The following is a 23061-nucleotide window of genomic DNA, read 5'->3' as shown; positions in this document are numbered from 1 at the left end:
CCCTCACGCTGCCTATCCATCACACTGCTCCACGCTGCCAGGTGAGAGTTCTCAATCCTTCCACAGCCACATCATCACGGTGCCGAGCGTGCTCACACCGATCGACGTCAGCGCGATCGCGCGATGGTGATCGGCGTTGGCACGCGATCGGTTCGCGTCTCCTCCAACCGCCCCCGCCCAGATGAACCCGGCGTCCGATGCCAGCATCGCGGCCGTGTGGAGATATCGACGCGTTCTCCCCGCGGGATCGTGCCGCGAATCCCACAAATTCCAAGCGCCGGTCACCGTGTTCACCGTGAACAGCGCGCCAATCGCCACCGCCACTCCCTGATGCGTACCCCGCATCCAACTTGGCGGGTCCTGATCCTGGAGAAGGTTTTGCCCAAGCGACCACTCCGCGGCGAAAAGCGGAAGCATCGTGTAGCTCCCGATGCGATGCACCAGCAGCCTCCGCGCGTACCAATCGCTGTATTGAATCGCCTTCGGTCGTCGCGTGATCGGCGTGTCCAGCGACACTGTGGGCGTGTCGATCGGAAGCAGCGCGCGCGGCTCCGTGTCTATGTGGATCGCGCGCCCGTGACAGGGCCAGCCGGCCGCCGTGGCGCACAGCAACATCGCGTGAATCGCAATCATGATCAATCCACCCGTGAGACGGACACTGGTGCACTAGCAAACCCTGATCCGCGCTTTCTATGAACCGGGCGCCTGTGCCGCGGTCGAGGGCGGTCGGGACGGTGGCGCTCGCTTGGGCGACGGGAGGCTGACCAAAATCGACGTGACGATGAGAACGATCGCGGCGACGGACAGCTCGAGCGCCGCCGAACGGCGAATCGAGAACGCCGCCGGCTCCGTTCCGAGAGACGGCCGTTGGCGTCGCCAATTGAAGGCGCCGAGCAGGAAGACACTCCCGACGAACACCAACTTGATGATCAGCGTCCTGCCGTAAGGGGTTTCCCAGAGGCTGGGAACCGTGGGGAGGTGGCGCCACGCCGCGATGACGCCGAAGAGAACGACGATCCCGCCCATCGAGAGCGCCACCGGCGAAAAGCGATTGACCATGTCGGCGGCGAGCGCCCCGCGTCGGTCACTGAGCTCCGCGCGACGCAGAAGCGGGGTCAGTGCGCATGTGAGTACGATGAACAACGTCCCGAGCCAGAGACCTGCGGCGAGACGATGGATCGGGTTGATTACGGACGCCCATCGTCCCGCGACGAGCGGCGCCAGCGCGGTCGCCACCAGTCCGAACGCCGCGAGCGGCCAGCCCAGGCGAACCCTCGCTGACGCGAGCGCCACCCCCGCGAGGATGAGCGCGGGGCAGACCACGGAGAGCAATGCGCTCGCGTCGGACGTCAGCAACTCACCGACGCTCCGGTGCGCTCGAGCGGCCAGTCCGGGAAGTCCCATCAGCGCGAAGGTCAGGCCGACCGCCGCCCCAACGATTCCGATGGCGCCGGCGCGTCGCAGCGACGAGTCGAAGAATTCCTTTTCGCCCGGCGCGAGGCGCAACGCGCGCGCGGCCGTGTACCGAAACCCAACCGCGCCCGCGGCGAGGAACGATCCCACGAACGCCACCAGCTGCTGGACCGGCTCGGACCAGGTAATCAGCGGCTCTGGGGCCATGGTCGCCTCCTAAGCAAGGATGGGGCCGCCGGGGAGCCGAAAATCTCCTCCGCCCTTCCCATCGTTTATCGATGGGGCTTGACGCGCCGCGGGTCGCCCCACATTCTTCCCATCGTCTATCGATGGGAGAGGACGCGACATGGCCCGCGGCGACAAGAACTCCGAGTTGCTCCCCGGCACGCTCGACCTGCTCATTCTCCGCGCGCTGCGCGGCGGAAGCCTCCATGGATACGGGATCGCCGAGCGGCTCCGGGCCGTCTCCGACGACGTCCTCCAAGTCGGCGAGAGCTCGCTCTACCCTGCCCTGCAGCGACTGCTTCTCGACGGATACGTGCGCGCCGAATGGGGCGCGTCGGAGAACAACCGCCGGGCGCGCTTCTATACGCTGACGGCCATCGGCCGGAAGCAGCTCGTCGCCGAACAGGATGAATTCGAGCGCATGGTCGGCGCCATCCGCGCCGTCCTCCGCTTCGCTTAGCGTGGTCACGCCGATGCGTTTTTTCCGCCGCGTTCTCTACTGGCTGCGATTCCGCGCCGAGCAGGACGACCTCCGCGAGGAGATCGCGCAGCATCGCGCCTTGGTGGCCGCCGAGTTCGAACGGCGTGGCCTGACCGCCGACGCGGCGCGCGACGCCGCCCGCCGCGCAATGGGAAACGAGACCTCGATGCGCGAGCAAGCGCGGGGCGTTTGGCTCGCCCCCCGGCTCGACGCGTTCCTCCAAGACTGGCGATACTCGTGGCGCGGACTGCGACACTCGCCTGCCTTCACCCTCGTCGCGGTGACGTCGCTGGCCGTGGGGATCGGCGCGAACGCGGCCGTGTTCGGCCTCCTCGACGGTCTTCTACTCGCTCGAGTTCCCGTCCCGTCGGCGAGTCAACTCATCCACCTCAAGCGCGACCTCGGCCCCGACGGGGTCGACGACCGCTTCTCGCGGTCCGAGTTCAACGCCTTGGCGGCGGGACCGGTTTCGCTGGCCATGTTTGGTTCGACGTTCGCGCCGGTCGAGATCGACGGCGTCGGCGCGAACGCGTCGACTGACGTCATCGATGGCCGCTACTTCGGCGTCACGGGCCTGCGTGCCGAGCGAGGGCGCCTGATCTCTCCCGCCGACGACGAGGCGGCGGCACCGGTCGTCGTCCTCACGGACAGGTTTTGGCGCGGCCGCATGAACGGCGATCCGAACGTGATCGGGAAGACGATCACGATCTCGGGTCAACGCTTCTCCGTCATCGGCGTGACGCCATCCGGATTCGCCGGGCTGCGATTCCCGGCATTCGCGGCCCTCTTCATTCCTTACCGCTCCGCGGCGACACTCGGCGTGCTGGCCGGAGCGAACGACCGTCGCCAAGGCCTCACCGTATTCGGGCGACTCGGCGCATCACAATCGCTCGAGGGCGCGCAGGGACAGCTTCGCGCGCTCTGGGATCACTGTTGCGCGATGGGCCAGCTTTTCACGCCGGCCAAAGGACAAACCGTGGTCGCCGCGCGGCTCGTGCTCGATGACGTGAGTCGCGGCATCCCGCATCCGAAGATGGACCTGCGCGGAATGTTCGGGCGCGTCCTCTGGGCGCTGATGGCGGGGGTTGGGTTGTTGCTTCTCGCCGCGTGCGCCAACGTCGCGAATCTGCTGCTCGCACGCGGGAGCGCGCGCACCGGCGAGTTGGCGATGCGACTCGCGCTCGGCGCGTCGCGTGCGAGACTCGCCGGCCAGCTCGTGATCGAAAGCCTTCAGCTCTCTCTGCTTGGCGCCGCCGCCGGCGGCCTCCTCGCGTGGTGGGGCACGAAGTATCTGACGGCCGAGCATGTCGGCGACCTGGCGATGGTCGTGCAGCCGAGCGTGGGACCGGCGGTCTTCCTATTCACGACCGTCGTGAGTGTTGCGTCAGCGCTTGCGTTCGGCGTCGCACCGGCGGCGCACCTCGTGCGCGGTGACTTGTTGTCGCCGCTCAGTCAAGCGGGGCGTCGCGCCGTACCAGGCCGCCGCGGCGTTCTCGATCGCGGACTCGTCGCGCTCCAGGTGGCGCTGGCCGTCCTTTTGGTGAGCGGAGCGACGCTGCTCGTCCAGACTCTCCGCAATCTGCAGGATACGAAGCTCGGGTTCGAACCCGCCCAGCGATTGGCCATCACCGTGGAGACACGAGCTACGTCATATGCGCGTCAAGCCATGACGGCGCAGATGGCCAATGAAATGCTCCGACGCATTCGCGGTATCCCGGGGGTTCGGACGGCGGCGTTTGCATCGCTCGTTCCGGTGTACGGCGGGCGGACTATGACGGACAATGTCACGGTCCCGGGCGCTCAGGCGCCGTCGGACGGCGCGTCCACGCTCTTCGTCGGCGTGACGCCGGACTACTTCGAGTCCCTCGGCATGCCGCTGCTCACGGGGCACGACATCGGTCCCCCGGTCGCCACGCTGCCCCGCGGCGCGATTCGCGATGTCGTCGTCAACGATTTGTTCGTCAAGAAGTTCTTTGGCGATCGCAATCCGGTGGGTCAAGTATTCCGCGACGCAGACGACGGAGATACGACGTTCACCGAAGACCGAATCGTCGGCGTTGTGGCCGCCGCCAAATTCGCCGATGCACGGTCTCCGGCCCGCCCCATGTATTTCGTGCCAATCAACGATGGCGATTGGCCTTTTCTCGTGCTCGTGATGCGTTCGAGCGTGGACGCGACAATCGCCGCGTCGGCGGGGCGAACCATCTCGGCGATCGCGCCGGGGATCGGCAGAGGGGAACCGACTTCCCTCGCCGCGTCGATCGATGCCGCACTCACACGCGAGCGAATCGCCGCGACGCTCGCCACGCTGTTCGGCATTATTGCGTTGAGTCTCGTAGCGGTGGGGTTGTACGGCGTCATGCTCTATCAAGTGGCGGCGCGGACGACAGAGATCGGGATCCGCGTGGCGTTGGGGGCAAGTCCCAGCGCCGTCGTCGGCCTCGTGCTGCGGCAGTCTCTCGCGATCGTCGCGATCGGTCTCGCGGCCGGAGTGCCGCTGGCCCTTCTCGCCGGGCGAGCGGTCAGCTCACAACTGTACGGAATTCAACCGTACAGTCTTTCGGCGCTCGGCGTCGCGACTATCGCGCTGTTTGGCGTCGCGTTGGCGGCATGCCTCGTTCCTGCCCGCCGCGCGGTGCGCATCGATCCGCTCGCGGCCCTCAGGGCCTCGTGATGACGAAGGAGGGGGAGTGTCTCAGGCCAGCGTCACCTTCCCCGTGCCGAGGTCGTAGATGCCGGCCGTGACCTTGATGCCGCCCTTGCTCGCGGCGTCACGAATTACCGTCGAAGACGTCCGAAGCAACTCGGCCTGCGCCCGCGCATTCGCGTCGATCGCCTTGGAGATGTTGCCGCCGGATTGTTGCACCGCGCCTCGAAGGTAGGGATACAGCGAGCTGATTTGCCCCGGCACCGTCTCCGCTTTCATCGCCGCTTTGATCGCGCCACATCCCGAGTGTCCCAGGACCAGCAGCGCGCGAATGCCGAGCACCGCGACGGCATATTCCAGGCTCGCGATGATTTCCGGAGTCACGATGTTGCCCGCGACTCGCGTGACGAATACACGGCCAATCGATTGATCGAAGATCAACTCGACCGGCACGCGAGAGTCGGCGCACGCCAGCACGCCCGCGAACGGCTCCTGCTTGTCGGCGGTGTGCGATCGCAGGATCTGCAAATCGTGATCGGTCGAGGTCAGATGCTCGGCGACGAATCGCGCGTTCCCCGCAACCAGCTCGCGCAGCGCGGCATCCGGCGTCAGTCCGGTCTGCGACTCCGCGCGAGGAGTTTGTCGCAGGTGCCGGGCGATGGTCGGACCGCCGAGCACCGCGCACGCGAGCGTACTCGTCAGAAATCCGCGCCGTGTGACGGGCGGTTGTGAGCCGAGCTCCAGCGTTGACGGTCGCCCCGGTTTTTCGCTGGGACTCATGCGTTCGACTCCTCGAATAGTGCCCCAGCATACCTCGGCGGTTGGTCGGTCTGAATTGGACGATTGGCCATCGGTCCGATCCCGACACACTGAGCGCACCGGCTCGGTTCGCCGTGAATCCGTTTGACGACGATTCCTCGACGCCGCTCGCTAGGGTACGGTCGCTCCCTTCACGTACCGGTCGAACCAGGCGCGCTCGTTGAGCATTCGATGAACATTGTTCCATGATCCGGCGATGCCGTGCGGCTGGCCCGCGTACTGAATCATCTTGGCGGGAACGCCCTGTTTCTTGATCGCCACATAGAGCTGCTCGTTTTCCGAGAACGGCACCCGGTGGTCGATCTCGCCGTTGATGAACAGCGTGGGTGTCCTGACGCGGTTGGCGTACGTGATCGGCGACTGCCGAATCATGATTTCGCGCGCTTTGGGATCCGACGGCGGACCGTAGAACTCGGTCTCTTTGGTTCGCGGGATGTCGGAGTTGGCGTAGTCGCTGGTCCAATTCGCGATCCCGGCGCCCGACGCGGCCGCGGCGAATCGGTCGGGGTACTGCGTGATCAGCCAGTTCGTCATGAAACCGCCGTACGAGTGCCCGATCGACGCGACCTTCTTATGGTCGATCGGATAGTGCGCGATCGCGTAATCGACGCCGGCCATGACGTCCTGCCCGTCCTTCGTTCCCCAGGCGCCCCACGTGCCCCATAGGAACTTCTCGCCGTAACCCGTCGAGCTCCGGAAGTTCACCTCGAGCACGAAGTATCCGTTCGCCGCGAAATACTGATTCTTGAAATCGAAGCCGTACTCGTTGGCCGAGTGAGGGCCGCCGTGGTTGCTGACGATGAGCGGGTATGGACCGGCGTTCGCGCGATAGCCGTACGGATACAACAGGAACCCCTCGACCGGCATGCCGTCCGCGCTCGCGAAGCTCAGGCGATCCGACTTGCTCAGTGCGACCTCGTGGATAAAAGCGTCCTGGACGTGCGTGAGTTGAACCTCACCGCTCCCGTCCATCCGAGAGGCGAAGATCTCCGACGGTGCCTCGAACGTTCCGACCTGGTACGCGATGCGCGTCTGCGCGCGGTCGAAGCTGAATCCACTCAACCGGCGCTGGCCCGTCGTCACCTGTTCGACCTTTCCGCCGAGCGCGGGGACGCGGAAGAGATGCGTCGTGCCACCAACCCCGCCGGTGAAGTACACGTACTTCCCGTCTCGGCTCCAGAACGGCCCCGATGGCAGGTAGTCCCACGTCTCGGTGAGATCGATCTCACGGCCGCCACCCGCGGGAAGGAGCACGACGTCCACCGGACCGCCATTGTCCATCTCCTTGGCGATCACCCAGTCGGTCGGCGTCGACCGCGTCGTGAGAATCCATGCGCCGTCCGGCGAATACTGCGCGCCTGCGTACGAGTACGCGGGGTTCGACGTGAGCTTCTTGAGCGCGCCGTCCGCCGTCACCGTCCAGACGTCGCTGCGGCCGTACACCATCTCGTTGCGATACGTGGAGTCTGCCGTGAACGCGAGCGCGGTGCCGGCGGAATTCCAGTTCACCCCCGCCGGCCGCAAGCCGAGGTGCGTGAGTTGTCGCTCGGCGCCGCCGGTCGGAGTGACGAAGATCTCCTGAGGCGGATTCACCTGCGGATCGGCGCGGTTCGGGAGTGGGAACGGCGCCGCGTCGCGCTGAAAATCCATCCAGTCGAACTCGACGCCCTTGAAGCGCTCTTCGTGTCGCTTCGCGAACTCCGATTCGTAGACCGCTTCGCGTTTCGGCGGCGGCGTATCGCGCACGATCGCGCTCATGGTGCCCGCGGCGTTGGGCATCGACCGCCCCGCGGCACCTCCGCGCCCACCTCGGCCTCCGCCACGCCCACCCCCGCCCCCCGCGATCGCGCCGGCCTGTCGCGCATCGGCGTCCTCGGTGACATCACTCGGCGTTGCGGGATGGAGAACGAAGGCGCGTCCGCCGGCGGAGAAGCGTAGCCGGCCGTCGTCGAGCCACGCAGGGCCCACGGCGTTTGCGCCGTCAGCGCTCACGCGTCGTGCCGGCCCGGACGCATCGGACGCCACGAGCCACACTTCGCTCGTGTTGTCGTTCGTCGCCTCGACACGGGTGCTGACCGTGAACGCGACCCACCTACCGTCCGGCGAGAGGTCGGGATTGCCAACCGTTTTGACTTTATAGTAGTCCTCGATCGCCAACGGCCGCCCGTTGGGCGTCTGCCCGGATAGACCGACGCTGGCCAGCGACAGAACAAATGGAAGCATTCCGCGGCGCACGACGCTGATCGCTGACATCGCCCCTCCCCCGAAGTGATTCGGTTGACCGCTCCTCGCACATACTCTGTCTCCGGCCGGGCTTCCCCACCAGATGCACGAGCGGCGACCCGCAGACGGAACCCAGGATTCCCACGCGCATCCGGCTGCTTTGCTTGAAAGAGCTGGCGTCAAGAGACCTAGCGTCGCGAGCGCTGCACCACCGCGTCCAACGCGGCCTGGAAGGAGGTCGTTCCCGCGAGATACGGTTTCCAGTTGTCGGTGAGGATCCCCTCGAGTCGCTTCGTTTCGCTGTTCCGCGACCAGATGCCGAACCGCTCCGCGTACGGGACGTGCGCCGGAATCACGCTCGCGATGATCTCGCCGGTCGTATAGAAAAGAATGACGTGGCTCAGCTCGCGTTCCAGCGGGATCCCGCGCTTCGCGGCGTCGGCGGCCATCACGGCTTCCCCTGGCCCGAGCAACTCGCCGGCATGCGCGCTCTCGTGCAAAATGTTCTCGAGCGCGTACGTCTCCTGATTCCCGATCGCGTTCGTCGAGATCGTGACGCGAGGGCCGGCGACCGTGGTTGTGTACGCGCCGAACCACGACGCGTACGTCGTGGCGTAGATGGTGATCGGAGCCTTGGGCCACGGGCGCTTCAGGTCCCGCTCCAACTGCGTGAACACACAGCCACCGTAGCGATCGACGAGCCCGCGCGACGCCCTGATCCACGCCTGGTTGTGCGCGTCGTGCACGGGCCACCAGACTGCACGGTAGATCGGCGCCACTTCCGCCAGCTCGACGGCAAGCGTCGAGTCGAGGCCGGAAGCGATGAGCGACTCCTCGGGCGATGCGGCGAGACGGTCGTTCACTCGTGCGACGAGACTGTCGCCGCCCATCAGGCTGTCCGTGAGGACTTGAGCCGCATAGTAGCTCAAGGCGTCGTTCCACAGCCGGCGTTCGGGCTGAGTCAGGGCGCGTAGCCCGGCCGTGTCGGCCTGAATGTTTCCACGCGCACCGGGCCCCGCGTCATCGATGCCTTGACGACGCTTGGCTTCTTTGACGAGGAAGTTGTGAAGGTTGAGCCAGAAGCTGCTTTCGAATTGCAACCGGGGCTCGACCATTGGCGGACACGCCGCGACGGGCACCGAGCGCATCGGGTCGATGCGTTGGGACGGCGCCGCGCAGGCCATGCCGCCGGCGGCGATCGCGACGACTCGCCACGTACGTCTGGAGAACACGCAGGGATATTCCCGCATCCCAGGATGCAAACACAGCTCGATTTCGCGCGCAACAGCCTACCCCCCGACGTAAACAGAGCGTAAGCGCATGGTCTTCGATGTACGCAGACGGCGTCAGCGCGGATTCGTCGTCATCGTCGAGCGGTGCCCGATGGTCGTCGTGACTCGACCAAGGCGGCTGCTCCGCGATCACATCACCGGGGCCGGCTGAGCATCGTGCGCGCACGGTCTCGGCTCGGCTTGGACATCGAGCTGGCGGCGTGAGACAGAATCCTGTGGGGCGCCCACGCCTCTCCACCCCCCGCGGCCACCGTTCCGCCACGTTCCCCTCGAACCTTTTGCTCCTTTTGGTTATCTAAAGGGCATGGCAAATGACCGACTCGGGCCGCGGGCGGAGGTCGTCCGGGGCACTCTCGAGATGCTCGCCCTCAAGCTCCTGAGCCAGGAACCGATGCACGGATGGGGGCTTTCGCTCCGACTGCGCGAGATCTCGCGCGACGTATTCGACGTGAACCAGGGCTCGCTCTATCCGGCGCTGCAAGCAATGCTGCGCCGCGGGTGGATCCGGGCCGAATGGCGCGCGAGCGAGAACAACCGACGGGCTCGCTACTACCGCGTCACCGCCGAAGGGCGAAAGCAGCTCGACGCTGAAGTCGCGGAATGGAACCGCACGTCGGCGGCCGTCAACCGCGTGCTCCAACACGCACTGCAGGGAGCCTGACATGGCTTGGTACCACGAGATCGGCTCGTCGCTCGCGTCGCTGATCCGACGGCGGCACCGAGACGCCGAGCTGGACGAAGAGATGCGCTTCCATCTCGAGATGGAGACGCGGCGTCGTGTAGACACGGGCATGACGGAGCGGGACGCGAGGCGTCTGGCCCGACGGGATTTCGGCGGCGTGGAACGGCACAAGGACGACACGCGAGACGAGCGTGGCACGAGCGGGTTCTTCGATGCCTGGAGCGACGTGCGGTTCGCGCTTCGTTCGCTCAGCCATCGGCCCGGCCTCACGTCGGCGGCGACACTCACTCTCGCGATTGGCATCGGCGCGACGAGCGCGGTATTCGGCGTCGTCAAACACGTGCTGCTCAAGCCGCTCCCCTACACTCAGCCCGACCGCGTCGTCGCCGTGTGGAGCGCGTGGAAGGGATTCGATCGCACGTGGCTTTCATATGACGAGTGGGAGGGGTGGAAGGCGCGCGTCTCGGCCTTCTCGGACATCGGCATCTATACCGACGGCGCGGCGTCGATCGACGGCGATTCGCCCGAACGCGTCAGGTCGGCGAGCGTCCAGGCGAACGTCCTTCCGATTCTCGGCGTCGCCCCCGAGCGCGGCCGGAATTTTTCGGCTGACGAGGATCGTCCGGGAGGCGCGCGCGTCGCCATTCTGAGCCATGAGCTTTGGGATCGACGCTTCGGCGCTGATCCATCGGTCGTCGGCCGTCAGATTCAAATTCAGGGGAACGCGACCACGGTCGTCGGCGTCATGCCGGCTGAATTCCGCATGCCGCTCGACTACGCCGCGGGCGAGCGCACCGACGTGTGGTTTCCGCTCGCGACCGACGCCGCGAACGAAGGCGCGGTTCCGGGGCCCGCGTTTCCGAAAGGCGGGTCGAGCCACGGATTCTACGGCGTGGCGCGTTTGGCGCCGAGCGCGACCGCCGCGTCGGCGAACACGCAGCTGCGCGGAATCGTCGCCGAGCTCGAGCAGTTCGGCTACATGGCAAAGGTGGGATTCCACGCGTTCGCCATTCCGATGGACGAGCAGATCACGGGGCGCGTGAAGCCGGTTCTCCTGATCGTTTTCGGCGCGGTGGTGTTGGTGCTGCTGATCGCCTGCGCGAACGTCGCCGGCTTGCTGCTCGTTCGCGGCGAAACACGCCGCCGCGAGCTCGCGGTGCGCGTCGCGCTCGGCGCGGGAGACAAGCGGCTTGCGCGATTACTCATCACCGAGAGCGCGGTGCTGGCGACGTTCGGCGCGGCGGCGGGTATCGCGCTGGCCGCGATCACCGTCCGCCTGCTTCGCGCCAACGCGCCGGCCGGACTACCGCGCCTGTCGGAGACGTCGGTCGACTGGAGCGTGCTCGCGTTCGCGCTGGCGGTGGCGGGCTTCACGGCTCTCATCACGGGCATTCTTCCACTGATTCACGCTCGCCGTCTGGCCCCGGCCGGCGAGCTTCGCGAAGGCGGGCGAGGCGCGACGAGCGGGCGCGCGCGCCTGCGTTGGCGGCAGACGCTCGTCGCCGCGGAGATCGCGCTGGCGGTCGTTCTCGTCGCCGGCGCGGGACTCATGGTTCGCACGGTGCGCAACCTGTTGTCGATCGATCCCGGATTCCGCGCCGACGGCGTGCTCACGATGCGCGTGTCGACTCCGTCGCTCTGGTATGCCGATTCGATTCGAGTGGTTTCGTTCTGGAACGACGTTCAGCGGCGCGTCTCGGCGCTGCCCGGAGTGAAGCACGCGGCCGCCGTACGACTTCTGCCGCTCGCCACCGAGATGGGCGATTGGGGGCTGAGGATCGACGGGTACACGCCCCCGCCGAATCAGGGAGCGCCGGGCGATTGGCAGGTCGTCACACCGGGATACTTCGAGACGATGGGACTGACGCTGCGAGAGGGGCGCGCGTTCACGGCGGGCGACGATATGGGTGCCCCGCTTGCGATGATCGTCAATCGTGCGTTCGAGCAACAGTACTTCGCGGGACGCCGCGCAATCGGCAGACGCGTGCAAATCGGCGGACGCGACACCACACGCTGGTACACCGTGGTCGGCGTCGTCGACGACGTGCACCACAACGCACTGGTTGGCGCGGTCAAGCCGCAGTTCTACGCGACGTTGGCGCAGTTCGCGGTCGCGCCCGGCAGCACGCGACGGTCGATGAGTCTCGTCGTCCAGACCGACGGCGATCCGAAGGCACTGATCGCTCCCGTGCGCGGCGCCGTTCACGCGGCCGATCCGCGGCTCGCGGTGTCCGAGGTTCGGACGATGCGCGACATCGTCGACGCCGCGATCGGCGGTCAGCGATTCGCGATGCAGACGCTCGGCATGTTCGGCGTCGTGGCGCTTTTGCTGTCGGCGATCGGGATCTTCGGCATCGTGTCGCAGGTGGTGGCATCGCGCTTTCACGAATTTGGAATTCGCGCGGCCCTTGGCGCGACGCCGAACGACCTCATGGCGATCGGGCTTCGGTCCGGCCTTCGCCAGGCGATGACCGGACTAGGCGTCGGCGTCGTGGCGGCCTTGCTCCTGACCCGCGTGCTTCGCACACTGCTTCAGGGCGTGACACCGAGTGATCCGCTCACGTTCGTTGCCGTTGTGGCGGTGACGGGATGTGTCGCGGTGTTGGCGAGTCTCGCGCCGGCGATTCGGGCGGCGAGGATCGACCCGAATACGGCGTTACGCGTGGACTAGAATGACAAACGGCGGGACCAATGGTCCCGCCGTTGGCAGTGCGTCAGTCGCCGACGATCCAGGGATCGTTCGCCATCCAGTTCGCGTTGGGCGCGAACAGGAACACCATTCCACCGTCAGCGAGCTTCGGCAGCAGTTGCTGCGCGCGGGCGGGCTCCATCGCTGGGCAACCCTTGCTCATTCCCGCTCTGTTCGGCGTCACGTACGGCGCGCCGTGAGCGACGACGCCACGAGTGAATGCCCTGTCGTTGAAGCCCGTCGACACTCCATCCAGCTTGAGGCCGAGCGATTGATACGGGCGGCCGCTCGCGTGGCCGTGAAACGCGTACGTCGCTTTGGCGATGTAGAGACCCAAGGAGGTCGACGCGCTTCCGATCGCATTCGAGAACCGCGTCGGAATCGAAGCGCCCGACCCGCGGCCGTGCGCGACCGTGAACGGACCGTCGATGATCTTCAGCGCCGTCATGTCGAACACGTAGCCACGAGGCGTGGTGTTCGGCAGACCGTAGTCAACGAAGTAGAGGTACGGCTTCTTGACCTGACTCGGGTGGGCCGCCTTGAACGCGAAATAGCTATTGAAGGCGTCCTTGAGCGCCCGCGGATCGCTCAGCCGGCGAACGGCCGACGAAAGCGCGGAGAGCGCGGTCTTGGCGCGCGAAGACGCGGTGCTCGCGGTGGGCGCAGCCGTGCTCGCCGCGACGACGCCGTGCGCCGGAGCGGTAAGGGCTTGCGGGGCAGCGGCGGGAGCGTTGGTCTTGCCCTGAAAGCCCGCCGTACCGATCAGAAGAGCTGTCGATCCAAACAAGAATTTCGCAGTGCCGTGGTAGAGCTTCATCGCTCGCGATCTCCTCGACAAAAAGAAACGCCCGACGGTTTGAGTCGCGTCGGGCGACGACTTCCAAGTGATACACGTGGGGTGTGACGTGGATCCCCGAAAAAGATACTGCTCAGTGCGCTCAGCGAGCGCGACAGTCGCTCAAGCCCGTGCGCGCGCGAACTTGACGAAAGCCTTTTACTGCCGCGGCCAGTTGCGTGGGTTGATCAGTCGGCCCGCAGCGCATCTACCGGGTTCACACGAGCGGCGCGACGGGCCGGGCCCCAGCTCGCGAGCAGAGCGATCGCCATGAGCACCGCCGCCGCGCCGCCGATCGCGACCGGATCCCACGGCGCGACGCCGAACAGCAGCGTCCGAACGAGCCGCGCGGAGAAGCCGAACAGCACGACGCCGGCCGCAACGCCGATGGCGGTCAGCGCCATCCCTCCGCGCGTCGTCGCCGCCGCCACACCCTGCGGCGACGCGCCGAGTGCGATGCGAATGCCGATCTCGCGCTGGCGCAATGCGACCGCGTACGCCATGACACCGTATAAGCCGACGCCGCCCAGGACGAGGGTGATCAGTGCGGCAGAAGCGAGAAGGAGCGCCACGAACGCCAGCCTGGCCGTCGACGCGCGGAGCGCCTCGCTCATTGTTTGCCCGCCGTACGTGGGCAGCGTCGGATCGATCTCCCGCGCTGCTCGCTCGATGAGGGGCGCGATCTTCGCCGGATCGGACGTCGTTCGCGCGACGACTGCCATTGTGCGCGCGATTTGTCGTGTGAGCGAATCCTGTCGCACGACCTCGGGGAAATAGACGGTCGGCGAAGACGCGATCGCGAGGCTCGTGTCCTGAACATCAGCCACCACGCCGATCACCGTGTAAGGCGGCCCGTTGGGCAGCGCGCGGAAGTGTTGTCCCACCGCGGCGGCGCCCGACGAATCCTTCCAGAAGAGCTCCGCCGTTCGGCGTGAGATGATGGCCTCGCCGAACCGCTGTGTCTCCATCGGCTCGAACGTCCGCCCGGTCAGCAGGGGGATGCGCAACGTGCGGAAGTAGTCTCCCCCGATCGTGGTGAATAGCTGAAGCGGCGGAAGCTTCTTGTCGTTCTTCTCCGTGCCGTCGGGATAGAACGGATTCTGATTGATGCCCCGCTGTTCGAGCGGCAGCCGAGAGGTGACGCCGACGCTTTGAACGCCCGGCACCTGCGCCACGCGCCTCGCAAGCGTCGCGAAATAGCGCGCCACGTCCGCGCGCTCGGCGTACCGCGCCGGCGGCAGCGAGACCCAATAGGTAGCGACGTGATCCGGATCGAAACCGAGGCGCACCGCGTGAAGTCGCTGGAAGGATCGGAACAGGAGTCCCGAGCCCGCGAGCACCGCCACACTGAACGCGACTTGCGCCGCCACGAGACCCCCGCGCACACGGTGCTGCCACCGCGATGCCGTTCCGCCACGCGTCGTCTCTCGGAATGACACGCGACGGCGGCCGACACGAAACGCGGGAATGAGGCAGCACCCTATCGCGCTCAGCAGAGCCGCCGCGGCGGCAAACGCCGCGGCTTGCCAGTCGAGCGCGATCTCGGCCAAGCGTGGTACGTCGGTCGGTCCGAACGTGACAAGCGCCCGCACCAGGCACCACCCGAGTAACAGCCCGAGCAGTCCGGCGAACCCCGCCAGCTCCAACGACTCCGACGCAAGATACCGGACCACTCTCGCCGTACCCGCGCCGATCGCCTCACGCACGGCGAGCTCGCGCTGTCGCGCGTCGAAGCGGACAAGCGAGAGATTGGCGACGTTGACGCAGGTCACGAGTAGCAGCAGTACCGCCGCTGCCGCGACGAGGCCGAGCGTTCCGGCGACGGCGCCCGTCGTGTCCTCCAACAACGGAATGACGCGCGGCTGAGGCCGCGCCTGGTCCATGATCGCGCGCGTCGTGATGCCTGGAACGAAATCCGGAAAGCGCTCCGCGACGCGCGGCAATAGTCGCGCGAGCTCCCGCTCCGCGGCGGCAACGCTCGCGCCGGGTGCGAGGCGGGCGACGGCGTTGTAGTTGAACGCGTTCGCGGGCAGCTTGTTCGGGTCCAGCCCCAGCGGCACCCACACCTGCGTTTCACCACTCGGGAAGCGAAAGCTCCGCGGCATGATGCCGACGACTTCGCGCGCGACGCCGTCGACGTCGAGGCGGCGTCCGACGATGGAAGGATCCCCGCCGAACTGAGATCGCCATACCGATTCGCTGATGAGCACGACCGGCGCGGCTTGTGGACGATCGTCGACCTCCGTGAACACGCGGCCGCGCAGCGGAGACGCTCCCAACACGCTGAGGAGAGTCGAGGTGCAAACCGTCGTCCGCATGCGCTGGGAGTCGTTCGGCGAGGTGCGGTCGGCGACATTCGTCTCTTGCTCGACGTAAATCCCGATGCCGTCGAGTGTGCGCGCGAGGTCACGATACGTGAGATAGGTCGCCGCCGCCTGCGGAACATGCGCCAAGTTGATCTTGGGCATGTCGTACCACGCGGCCACCAGCCGGCTCGGGTCCCGATACGGCAGGGGCCGGAGCAACACGCCGTCGACGACGGCGAAGACCGCCGTCGCGGCCCCGATTCCGACCGTAAGCGTCGCGATCGCCGCGCCGGTGAACGCCGGCGATCGCCGTAGCGACCGCGCGGCATGGCGTAAGTCCTGACCCACCGCGTCGAACGCGCCGGCCAACCGCCGCCGTCGTCGCCGACGCCGATCGACCGCGGCAAGCTCCAGGCGAGCCTCGTAGACGTCGCCGAACTGCGCGGCAGCCATTCGGCGCGCATTGGATTCCGGCTCGCCGCGAGCCACGAGGTCACGCACGCGACTCTCCATATGGAAGGCGATTTCGTCGTCCACCTCCGCCTGTACCGACCGGTCGCGCAGACGCAGAAAGCGCCGCAGTCCCGGAAACCGTGGTTCCAAGCGGCTCATTTGGGCTCTCCACCCCAGCGCGTCGCGTTCAGCACGCGAAAGAGACCGTCCGCGTAACGCGTCAGCCGATTCGACTCGGCGCGCAACTCCGCTCGTCCTCGCGGCGTGAGCTGATAGAACTTCGCGCGGCGGTTGTTGTCGGACAGTCCCCACTCGCTCTCGACGAGCCCACGATCCTCGAGGCGGTGGAGCGCGAGGTAGAGCGCGCGGTCCTCCACGGCCAGCGCTTCATTGGACGTCTCGCGAATCCAACCGGCGACGGCATAGCCGTGACGCGGCCCCCACGACAGGGTCTTGAGAATCAGCGCGTCGAGTGTGCCGCGCAGCAACTCTTCCGGCTCTTTGGCCACGAACCCCTTCCCCGGAGAACCTCCGGTAAGGTGTAAATCGGACCGAGCCCTGTCAAGCGCGCGCCTTCGCGCTCTTTCATCACTTCCTCAACGCATGCCTGCCTTCTCGAGTGCGGTCGTCCCGCCCACGATCGGCACCGAGAACGACGAGTGCGCGAGATCGACGGTCAGCTCCGTGCCCGCCTTCGGCCACAACGTGAACTCGCGGTCGCTCGACATGACCATCACCGCCAATCGCTTCCCCGCGGGCACGAACTCGTCGTCCGGCTGTAGGTCGAATGTGAGGTCGTAGAACTTCCCCGGCGCGAGCTTCTCTCCCGCTGCCTTCGAGTCGTAGTTGCCGCCCTTCGTGAGGGCCTTGTAGTTCTGTGGATCCGCCCAGCCGCGCGTGATCAATCCCGCGTGGCTCTGCGATCCCACGCGCGCCGAATCGTACGGCAGCATGACCAGCCACACGCTCAGATTCGCCGCCGGCGCACTCGACGCGATGCGAAGCGTCACCCTCGGCGTTCCGGAGATGTGCACCGTATCGGAGAAGGTCGGCGTCGCGTACAGCAGCCGGTTCTGCGACTGATCCATCATCGCGTACATGCTGCCGCTCTTGCCGACGTCGTCGACCACCTTGTCGGTCCCCCCGCTGCGCGCGCTGGTGAGCGAGAGGTTCGCGATGTTCGTCCCGCCCGTGCTTGGATGAAACACCACCGGCACCGAACCTGGAACAGGGAACGACGCGAATGGTGTCGGCGGCGTGACGACGCCGCCTCTTCCCCGCCCTCGACCACGCCCCGCACCGGCTGCCGCCGAATCAGCGCCACGACCAGCTCCGCCCCCCGCTTGCATCGCCGCCTGAGCCGCTGCCGCGGCTGCCGCGGCAGCCGCCACCGCGCGCGGCTCCTGCGCCGCCGCGTCCTGAACGATCCACACCGGCGGATCCTTCTCGACGCCGTTGTCGACGCCGTACAAATAGTGGCTGAACCACCGGTTCAGCATGTCGGCCGGCGGGTTGCCGCCATGACCGCCTTGATGGAGATACATCGACACCGGCAGTCCATGCGCCTTCATCTCATTGTAGATGCGCACGCTGTGCTCGGGAACGACGTTGTAATCGTTGAACCCATGGGCGAGCAGGACCGCGGCCTTGATGTCCTTCACGTGTGGCAAAAGGTCGCGCTTCGCCCAGAAGTCGTTGTAGTCTCCCGTGGCGCGGTCTTGGCCCTTTGGCGCCGCGAATATTCCGTTCTTATAGAGTGCGTCGCAATTCGCTCGGCCCGCGCTGTCGCCGCTCGCGATGAAGTCGTACAACACGTCGACGTCTTCGCCGAGGTAGCCGCCCGGCGAGCGAACCAGCCCGTTCGAGCGGTAGTAGTGGTAGTAGGAGGTGTTGGGCGACACGGGCACGACGACCTCGAGCCCTTTCACGCCGGTCGTCGCCGCCGCGAGCGGAAGCGTCCCTTCATATGAAGTGCCGATCATGCCGACCTTGCCCGTCGACCAGCTGGTCGCCTTCACTTCTTCGCTGCCGGTCTCGGTCGTAAAGCCCTTCGCGCGACCGTTGAGCCAATCGACGACGAACTTCATCGGAAGGCGCTCCGGATCGTCGCCGACCGTGGGGCAACCTTGCGATCGTCCGGTGCCCGGCGCTTCCGAGTGCACGACGGCAAAGCCGCGCGGCACCCACTCGTTGACGAGCGCGTTAGAGATCCGTGAACGATTCGGCTCGTAGGCAGGCTCCGTCATGTTGCCGCGCGGCTGCGGCTGGTCGTTCAACTCCTGCTGGACGTTCCAATTCACCTGCCCGCGCGCCGTTCCGGCGTAGTACGGGCTCGATCCGTAGAGAATCGAGACCTTGAGACCTTCCGTCTCGGTCTGACGCGGCCGGGTCACGTCGACGTGAACGCGGTCGGGTTTGCCGTCGTGGTCGCTGTCCAAGTTGGTCTCGACCCAGAGCTCCTGCCGAATCCATTGGGCCGAGTCCGCAAACGCCGGGACGACTTGTGCCATGCCGTTCGCGAAGACCGGCGCGGCCTTGGCCGCGGGCTGAGGCCCCTGCGCGCTGGCGGGGGTAGCGGCGAGCATGAACAGAGGAATCGCCGCGACGGCGCCGAGTGGGGTCGGGAAGAGACGTAGACGCAACATGGGGGAGGTCGTGGGGGGGGGTCGAGAGGTGGTATCAACTGAAGATACGCCTCTGTGCGCTGGCGCGTTCGCCCCGCGAATCCGCCCTGCTACAGCGAGCCATCTGTTTCCCGATGATCGTGATAGCGCTCGACGCACGCTCACCAGGAGACTGTAATCGAGGACACGCTACAGCAGATCCTCGAAGCGCCGTGTTTCAAAGACGACGGTTAGTCTCTCGGGAACTTGGCCAGCGCGAGCAGCAAGCGGGATTGACGCTCAGTGTTTTTCCCGGCGGCGATTGCGTGACCCGGCGTCCCGTAAAGCAGCCACAATGGATGAATCGCATACGCCCGCATGACCGACGCTAGGACCGGAGCGCTCGGCCGCGGAAATCGAAGGTCGATCGACCGCTTGAGCGCCGACAAATCCACGCCGAGGCGCCTCGCTGTCGCCGCCAAATCTCCGCGATCTGCGCCGGCGATGAGGCCTCGAATGCGTCGAGCAATGGCGACCAAGTCGATGGGGGGCCGCATGCTACGGCATCCAAGCAGTGAGCGTGCCGCGCACCCATCGAACCATCAAGTCTCGTCGGCTGTCGAGCCCGGTGCCCGTGAAAACCTCGATAAAATCGCTCACGGGGGCATCGGTCATCCCCGACGACCCCGGTCGATCCCACCAGATGAGGGAAACTTCTCATCAGTCTCGACTGGAACCTCGCTCCATCGTCGAGCTACGGACGCACCGAGCGCTAGCGTGAGTTTAGTGAACTCGGTAGGGAGAGACCGGGGAGGACGCGCAAAGCCAGTCGTGCCGCTGACGTCTCGTTCACGCATCGGGACCTTGGCGTTGCGAACTCGCGCATGCGGCGCGATTCTAATTCATGGTCGACGGACTGGCGATCCCGGGGCTTGCCTGGCTCCGCCACTATCAACAGTGGCTCCGCGGATCACGGACGTTCGTGCGATGGCACGAGGGCTGGGCGAGCATTCTCACGATCGGCTTGCCCATGGCGGGCGGATGGGCGCTCACCCATGTCGTCCTCGAGCTTCTAGGCATCGGTGGGCTTGGCCTGCTGGTCTGGCTCCTCGTCTGGGCGCTGCTCGCGCCTCCGTTGTACCTCGCCGCCACGGCTCCGCTGCGCATCGTGGCCGGGCGGATCGACCAACGACAAGGCCAGTGGTAGGACGGGTCGACCGTACGTGAGCGCCGCACGCGACGTTCGAAAAGTGAAAGCAAAGTAGTCAGAATCTTGTAAATGCGGCGCGGCAGGCATCCGAAGCCACGACATTCAAGGCGTCCTGGCAACCGGATTCTCACGAATGCTCCGCGCAATCTTCGCACTCCTCGCGGTCTCTCACGGCGATCAGTGCCGCACGACGACGACTCCCACCGCTCGCGCCGTGCTTCAGAGCGCCGCCTCGGCGATCGGCCTCGACGCGGCCGCGGGCCGCGTCCTGCATATGACTGGCTTCGACGTCACCAACCACGCATTCGAATCGGATCGCCCCGACGCACCGCCGTTCCTTGCGGCCGTGTCCACGGTCGAATCGTGGCTCGATCCGCGCACCGGCGTCGACCGAACGACGTCGAGCACCACGCTCGGCGGCGTCCAGCCGGGAATGACGACGCTCGGCGGCGCGGCTGCATCGTACGTCGTGGGCGATACGGTGATGACGCCGACTCCCTCCGCGCACGGAGACCGCTACGTCGCGCGGCCGCTCGACGTCTGGGCGACGCTCGCCGATTGGAACAGCGCGGCTGATGTGCACACGGCCGCCACGTGCTCGTATCGCAACTATCCGCGCCTCGTGCTTTCGAGACGCGGGCCACTGGGCGAAGAACGTCTCTTCATCGATCCGAAGTCCGGGTATCCCGTAAAATTGGACCGCTTCGAGCCTCACTATTTGTGGGGCACCGTCCACGTCGAGTACTTGTACTCCACGTGGCAGCGCGACGGCGCGCTGCGGTGGCCGGCAAGCAGCTTCCGCGTCGTGGACGGATCGACTGACGTGACGCGCACGTACGGAGCGATCCGGCTGGTTCCGCTCGACAGCGCGCCGCCACTCTCTCTCCCGTCGCGCGCCGAGGCCATGCCGATCGCCCCGCCGTCGTGGCTCGCTCCGACGAATCCCGACACCATTCGTGTCGGACCGAAGACGTTCATCCTGCACAACATCGGGTTCAACGAGACGGTGACGCTCGTTCGTGACACGGTCTATGTCTTCGACGCCACGCAGGGCGAGACTCGAGGGCGCGAGGACTCGGCGTGGATCGCCCGGCTCTTTCCCGGCAAGCATCCGGTCGCGCTCGTCGTCACCGACATCGCCTGGCCGCACATCGCGGGCCTCCGATTCTGGGCCGCGAACGGCGCGACGATTCTCACCCACCGCACGAACCGCGAGTTTCTCCAACGCGTCATCGATCGCCGCTGGACCGCGAACCCCGATCTGCTCGAGCGCCGTCGCGCCATGGTAAAGCCGCACGTTCGGGTCGTGAACGATTCAGTCCGGCTTGCCGGCGGCGACATCACGGTTTTCGCGATCGACGGCGTGGCCAGTGAAGGTGCGCTCGCCGCTTTCCTCGCGCCGGATCGCTTGCTATGGGCGAGCGACTACGTCCAGACGCTCAGCGTGCCGACCCAGTATCTGGATGAAACTTGGGCCGCAGTCGATCGGATGCACTTGTCTCCGCTGCGCGTCGCCGCCGAGCACTTGAAGTTGTCGAGCTGGGAGGATGCGCGACGATTGCAGCGGTCACCGTAGTCGCACCCGTTTTCTACCATCCGATCAGCGGCGCTGAGGCAAGATGCCGTAGACGTCCACCTCGCCCTTGCTTCCTACATACACGCGTCCACCGGCGACTGTCGGCATCGCAAAGCGAACGGCCGTGCCGGCGCGGTCACGCGACGGATTTGCTTCGCTCGTGTAGATCTCACGAGACACATCCAGCGCGTCGTACGCGCGGAGAATCGCCGGACGGTCGGAACCGTTCCACGTCTTCGTCTCGACGACCCACACGATTCCATCTCTCGTTCCGTTCGCCGACACCGTCGGCGTCGCACCGGGATCGGTGAAGACGTGCGACCCCTTCGACGTCGGCGCGTCGCTCAGACGACCGTTCGAGAGCGAAAACGCTTTGATCACGTCCTTGCTCCACAGGCTGAACACACGCCCGTTCCAATACGCCGACGCTCCCATCACCATACCCGGCGCCTTCATCGTTTGAACGGCGGCGTGATTCCCCGTCGAATCGAATTTGCCGAGATGGTCACGGTCGAGTAGATAGACGCCGCCGCCCTTTCCTCCGAAGAACACGAGACGCCGGCGCGCGCCCCGCTGGTCGGGCAACAGCAGCGGCCCCCCGGCGCCCAGGTCACCATCCTGTTCGTCGAGGCGCTTCTGGTCGAAGGGCGTGAAGTAGTCGCTCACGGTGAACGACTTGGGGCCGAGCGTCAACTGAAGCATGGTGTCGCCGTAGTCGCGACCGCCGGCACGCCCCGCCGAGAACGTTCCGTTCCCCGTGATGGCGTAGATGCGGCCGCGTTCATCAGCCGCGAGACCGGCGTCGCCCTGCCACACGCCGCCGTCGCTGCCGTCGGGCGTGGTGTTGAAAACGGCGACCTGTGAGAGCGTCTTGGCATCGTACGCCATGATCCATCCGTGATATGGCCCCACGTCGCACGACGACGCCCAGCTCAAAACGACTCGGCCGCCGACCAGGAGCAGCGCGGCGCGAGGATTCTCGCGCAACGCGTCGAACGCCACCACACCATGGTCGCTGCCGGCACCGGTGCCGGGCACGAACGCCGAGATTTCCACCGCGGCGTGCCGCGGCCCCCCAGTCGCGACGTCGAGCGCGTGCAACCGCTGAACGTAGCGCCCACCCTCCTTCGTTCGAACAAGAACGAACATCGTCCTCGTCGTCGTGTCGATCACGGGGGTCGGCGTGATTCCAACCTCCGGTCGAATGAACGGACACTGTACGTTCCGCATCGAGAGCGGCGTCGCGCCCGACGCACCACCGGAAAGGTTGGCGCGCCAAAGCGGATCGCCACTCGCGGCGTCGAACGCGTAGACCGAATTGTGCTCCGTCGCGACGAAGATCGCCGCGTGCGTTCCCTTTCCGGGGATCGCCACCGACGGCAGGTGCAGCACTTGCGCGTAGACGTCGCCGTCCACTTTGAGGACGCCGGTCTTTCCGAAGGTCACGGGCGATACGGTGCGCGGCGTGAGCGTCGATTCGGCGGTATACGACCCGGTGCGCGCGTTGTCGTATTGAGCCGTAACGACTTGCGCGTTCAGCGGCGTCGCGACCAGCGACACGAACACGACTGGGGCGACGCGAAGCGAACGGGGCATGAGCGGGCCGA

Annotated in this window: 18 protein-coding genes; 7 read left to right on the top strand and 11 right to left on the bottom strand. The window is 66.4% G+C overall.

Going from position 1 to position 23061, the window contains the following annotated elements; all coding sequences use genetic code 11:
• Positions 1-51: 51 nt before the first annotated feature.
• Positions 52-633 (bottom strand): hypothetical protein, encoded by a 582-nt coding sequence (locus tag VGQ44_05390; protein ID HEV8446228.1) that lies wholly within the window; start codon positions 631-633, stop codon positions 52-54.
• Positions 634-690: 57 nt separating this feature from the next.
• Positions 691-1620 carry a CopD family protein gene (locus VGQ44_05385; GenBank protein HEV8446227.1) on the bottom strand — a complete coding sequence of 310 codons (930 nt, stop codon included), beginning with the start codon at positions 1618-1620 and terminating at the stop codon, positions 691-693.
• A 139-nt stretch (positions 1621-1759) separates the two neighbouring features.
• Here VGQ44_05385 and VGQ44_05380 point away from each other — a divergent pair, with 139 nt between their 5' ends.
• Both VGQ44_05380 and VGQ44_05375 read left to right on the top strand, forming a co-directional pair.
• A complete protein-coding gene (locus VGQ44_05380) occupies positions 1760-2098 on the top strand; it encodes a PadR family transcriptional regulator (protein ID HEV8446226.1) in 339 nt (112 codons plus the stop codon).
• Positions 2099-2111: 13 nt separating this feature from the next.
• The gene (locus VGQ44_05375) at positions 2112-4793 is read left to right on the top strand and encodes an ABC transporter permease (protein ID HEV8446225.1); all 2682 of its coding nucleotides are present in this window, start codon (positions 2112-2114) and stop codon (positions 4791-4793) included.
• A gap of 21 nt (positions 4794-4814) precedes the next feature.
• Here the strand turns inward: VGQ44_05375 and VGQ44_05370 are convergent, their stop codons facing one another.
• The 3 genes from VGQ44_05370 to VGQ44_05360 form a co-directional block, all read right to left on the bottom strand.
• Positions 4815-5546, bottom strand: a complete 732-nt coding sequence (locus VGQ44_05370; GenBank protein ID HEV8446224.1) for a carbonic anhydrase — start codon at positions 5544-5546, stop codon at positions 4815-4817.
• Positions 5547-5696: 150 nt separating this feature from the next.
• Positions 5697-7838: a S9 family peptidase gene (locus VGQ44_05365; GenBank protein HEV8446223.1), complete on the bottom strand. Its 2142-nt coding sequence runs from the start codon at positions 7836-7838 to the stop codon at positions 5697-5699.
• A gap of 158 nt (positions 7839-7996) precedes the next feature.
• The gene (locus VGQ44_05360; protein ID HEV8446222.1) at positions 7997-9040 is read right to left on the bottom strand and encodes a hypothetical protein; all 1044 of its coding nucleotides are present in this window, start codon (positions 9038-9040) and stop codon (positions 7997-7999) included.
• Positions 9041-9128: 88 nt separating this feature from the next.
• Here VGQ44_05360 and VGQ44_05355 point away from each other — a divergent pair, with 88 nt between their 5' ends.
• The 3 genes from VGQ44_05355 to VGQ44_05345 all read left to right on the top strand — a co-directional run bounded on the left by VGQ44_05355 (position 9129) and on the right by VGQ44_05345 (position 12453).
• Positions 9129-9251 carry a hypothetical protein gene (locus VGQ44_05355; GenBank protein ID HEV8446221.1) on the top strand — a complete coding sequence of 41 codons (123 nt, stop codon included), beginning with the start codon at positions 9129-9131 and terminating at the stop codon, positions 9249-9251.
• Positions 9252-9404: 153 nt separating this feature from the next.
• Positions 9405-9761: a PadR family transcriptional regulator gene (locus tag VGQ44_05350; GenBank protein ID HEV8446220.1), complete on the top strand. Its 357-nt coding sequence runs from the start codon at positions 9405-9407 to the stop codon at positions 9759-9761.
• Position 9762: 1 nt separating this feature from the next.
• Entirely contained in the window at positions 9763-12453 is a 2691-nt protein-coding gene (locus tag VGQ44_05345) for an ABC transporter permease (protein HEV8446219.1), read from the top strand.
• 43 nt (positions 12454-12496) lie between these two features.
• On the opposite strand, the gene VGQ44_05340 is transcribed toward VGQ44_05345, so the two are convergent.
• The 5 genes from VGQ44_05340 to VGQ44_05320 form a co-directional block, all read right to left on the bottom strand.
• Positions 12497-13288: a murein L,D-transpeptidase catalytic domain family protein gene (locus VGQ44_05340; protein HEV8446218.1), complete on the bottom strand. Its 792-nt coding sequence runs from the start codon at positions 13286-13288 to the stop codon at positions 12497-12499.
• 206 nt (positions 13289-13494) lie between these two features.
• Positions 13495-16224 (bottom strand): ABC transporter permease, encoded by a 2730-nt coding sequence (locus VGQ44_05335; GenBank protein HEV8446217.1) that lies wholly within the window; start codon positions 16222-16224, stop codon positions 13495-13497.
• Positions 16221-16574: a PadR family transcriptional regulator gene (locus VGQ44_05330; protein ID HEV8446216.1), complete on the bottom strand. Its 354-nt coding sequence runs from the start codon at positions 16572-16574 to the stop codon at positions 16221-16223. The genes VGQ44_05335 and VGQ44_05330 overlap by 4 nt, the downstream gene beginning before the upstream one ends.
• An 87-nt stretch (positions 16575-16661) precedes the next feature.
• On the bottom strand, positions 16662-18710 hold the full coding sequence (locus VGQ44_05325) for a Xaa-Pro dipeptidyl-peptidase (protein HEV8446215.1): 2049 nt from the start codon (positions 18708-18710) through the stop codon (positions 16662-16664).
• Positions 18711-18919: 209 nt separating this feature from the next.
• Positions 18920-19225: a hypothetical protein gene (locus tag VGQ44_05320; protein HEV8446214.1), complete on the bottom strand. Its 306-nt coding sequence runs from the start codon at positions 19223-19225 to the stop codon at positions 18920-18922.
• A gap of 347 nt (positions 19226-19572) precedes the next feature.
• Here VGQ44_05320 and VGQ44_05315 point away from each other — a divergent pair, with 347 nt between their 5' ends.
• Together VGQ44_05315 and VGQ44_05310 are read left to right on the top strand one after the other, a co-directional pair.
• The gene (locus VGQ44_05315; GenBank protein HEV8446213.1) at positions 19573-19875 is read left to right on the top strand and encodes a hypothetical protein; all 303 of its coding nucleotides are present in this window, start codon (positions 19573-19575) and stop codon (positions 19873-19875) included.
• 136 nt (positions 19876-20011) lie between these two features.
• On the top strand, positions 20012-21454 hold the full coding sequence (locus tag VGQ44_05310) for a hypothetical protein (GenBank protein ID HEV8446212.1): 1443 nt from the start codon (positions 20012-20014) through the stop codon (positions 21452-21454).
• A 24-nt stretch (positions 21455-21478) separates the two neighbouring features.
• Here the strand turns inward: VGQ44_05310 and VGQ44_05305 are convergent, their stop codons facing one another.
• Positions 21479-23050, bottom strand: a complete 1572-nt coding sequence (locus VGQ44_05305) for a hypothetical protein (GenBank protein HEV8446211.1) — start codon at positions 23048-23050, stop codon at positions 21479-21481.
• Positions 23051-23061: the final 11 nt, after the last annotated feature.

The sequence above is a fragment of the Gemmatimonadaceae bacterium genome (assembly GCA_036003045.1).
Classification (GTDB): Bacteria; Gemmatimonadota; Gemmatimonadetes; order Gemmatimonadales; family Gemmatimonadaceae; genus JAQBQB01.
This window is presented reverse-complemented; position numbering and strand designations above follow the sequence as displayed.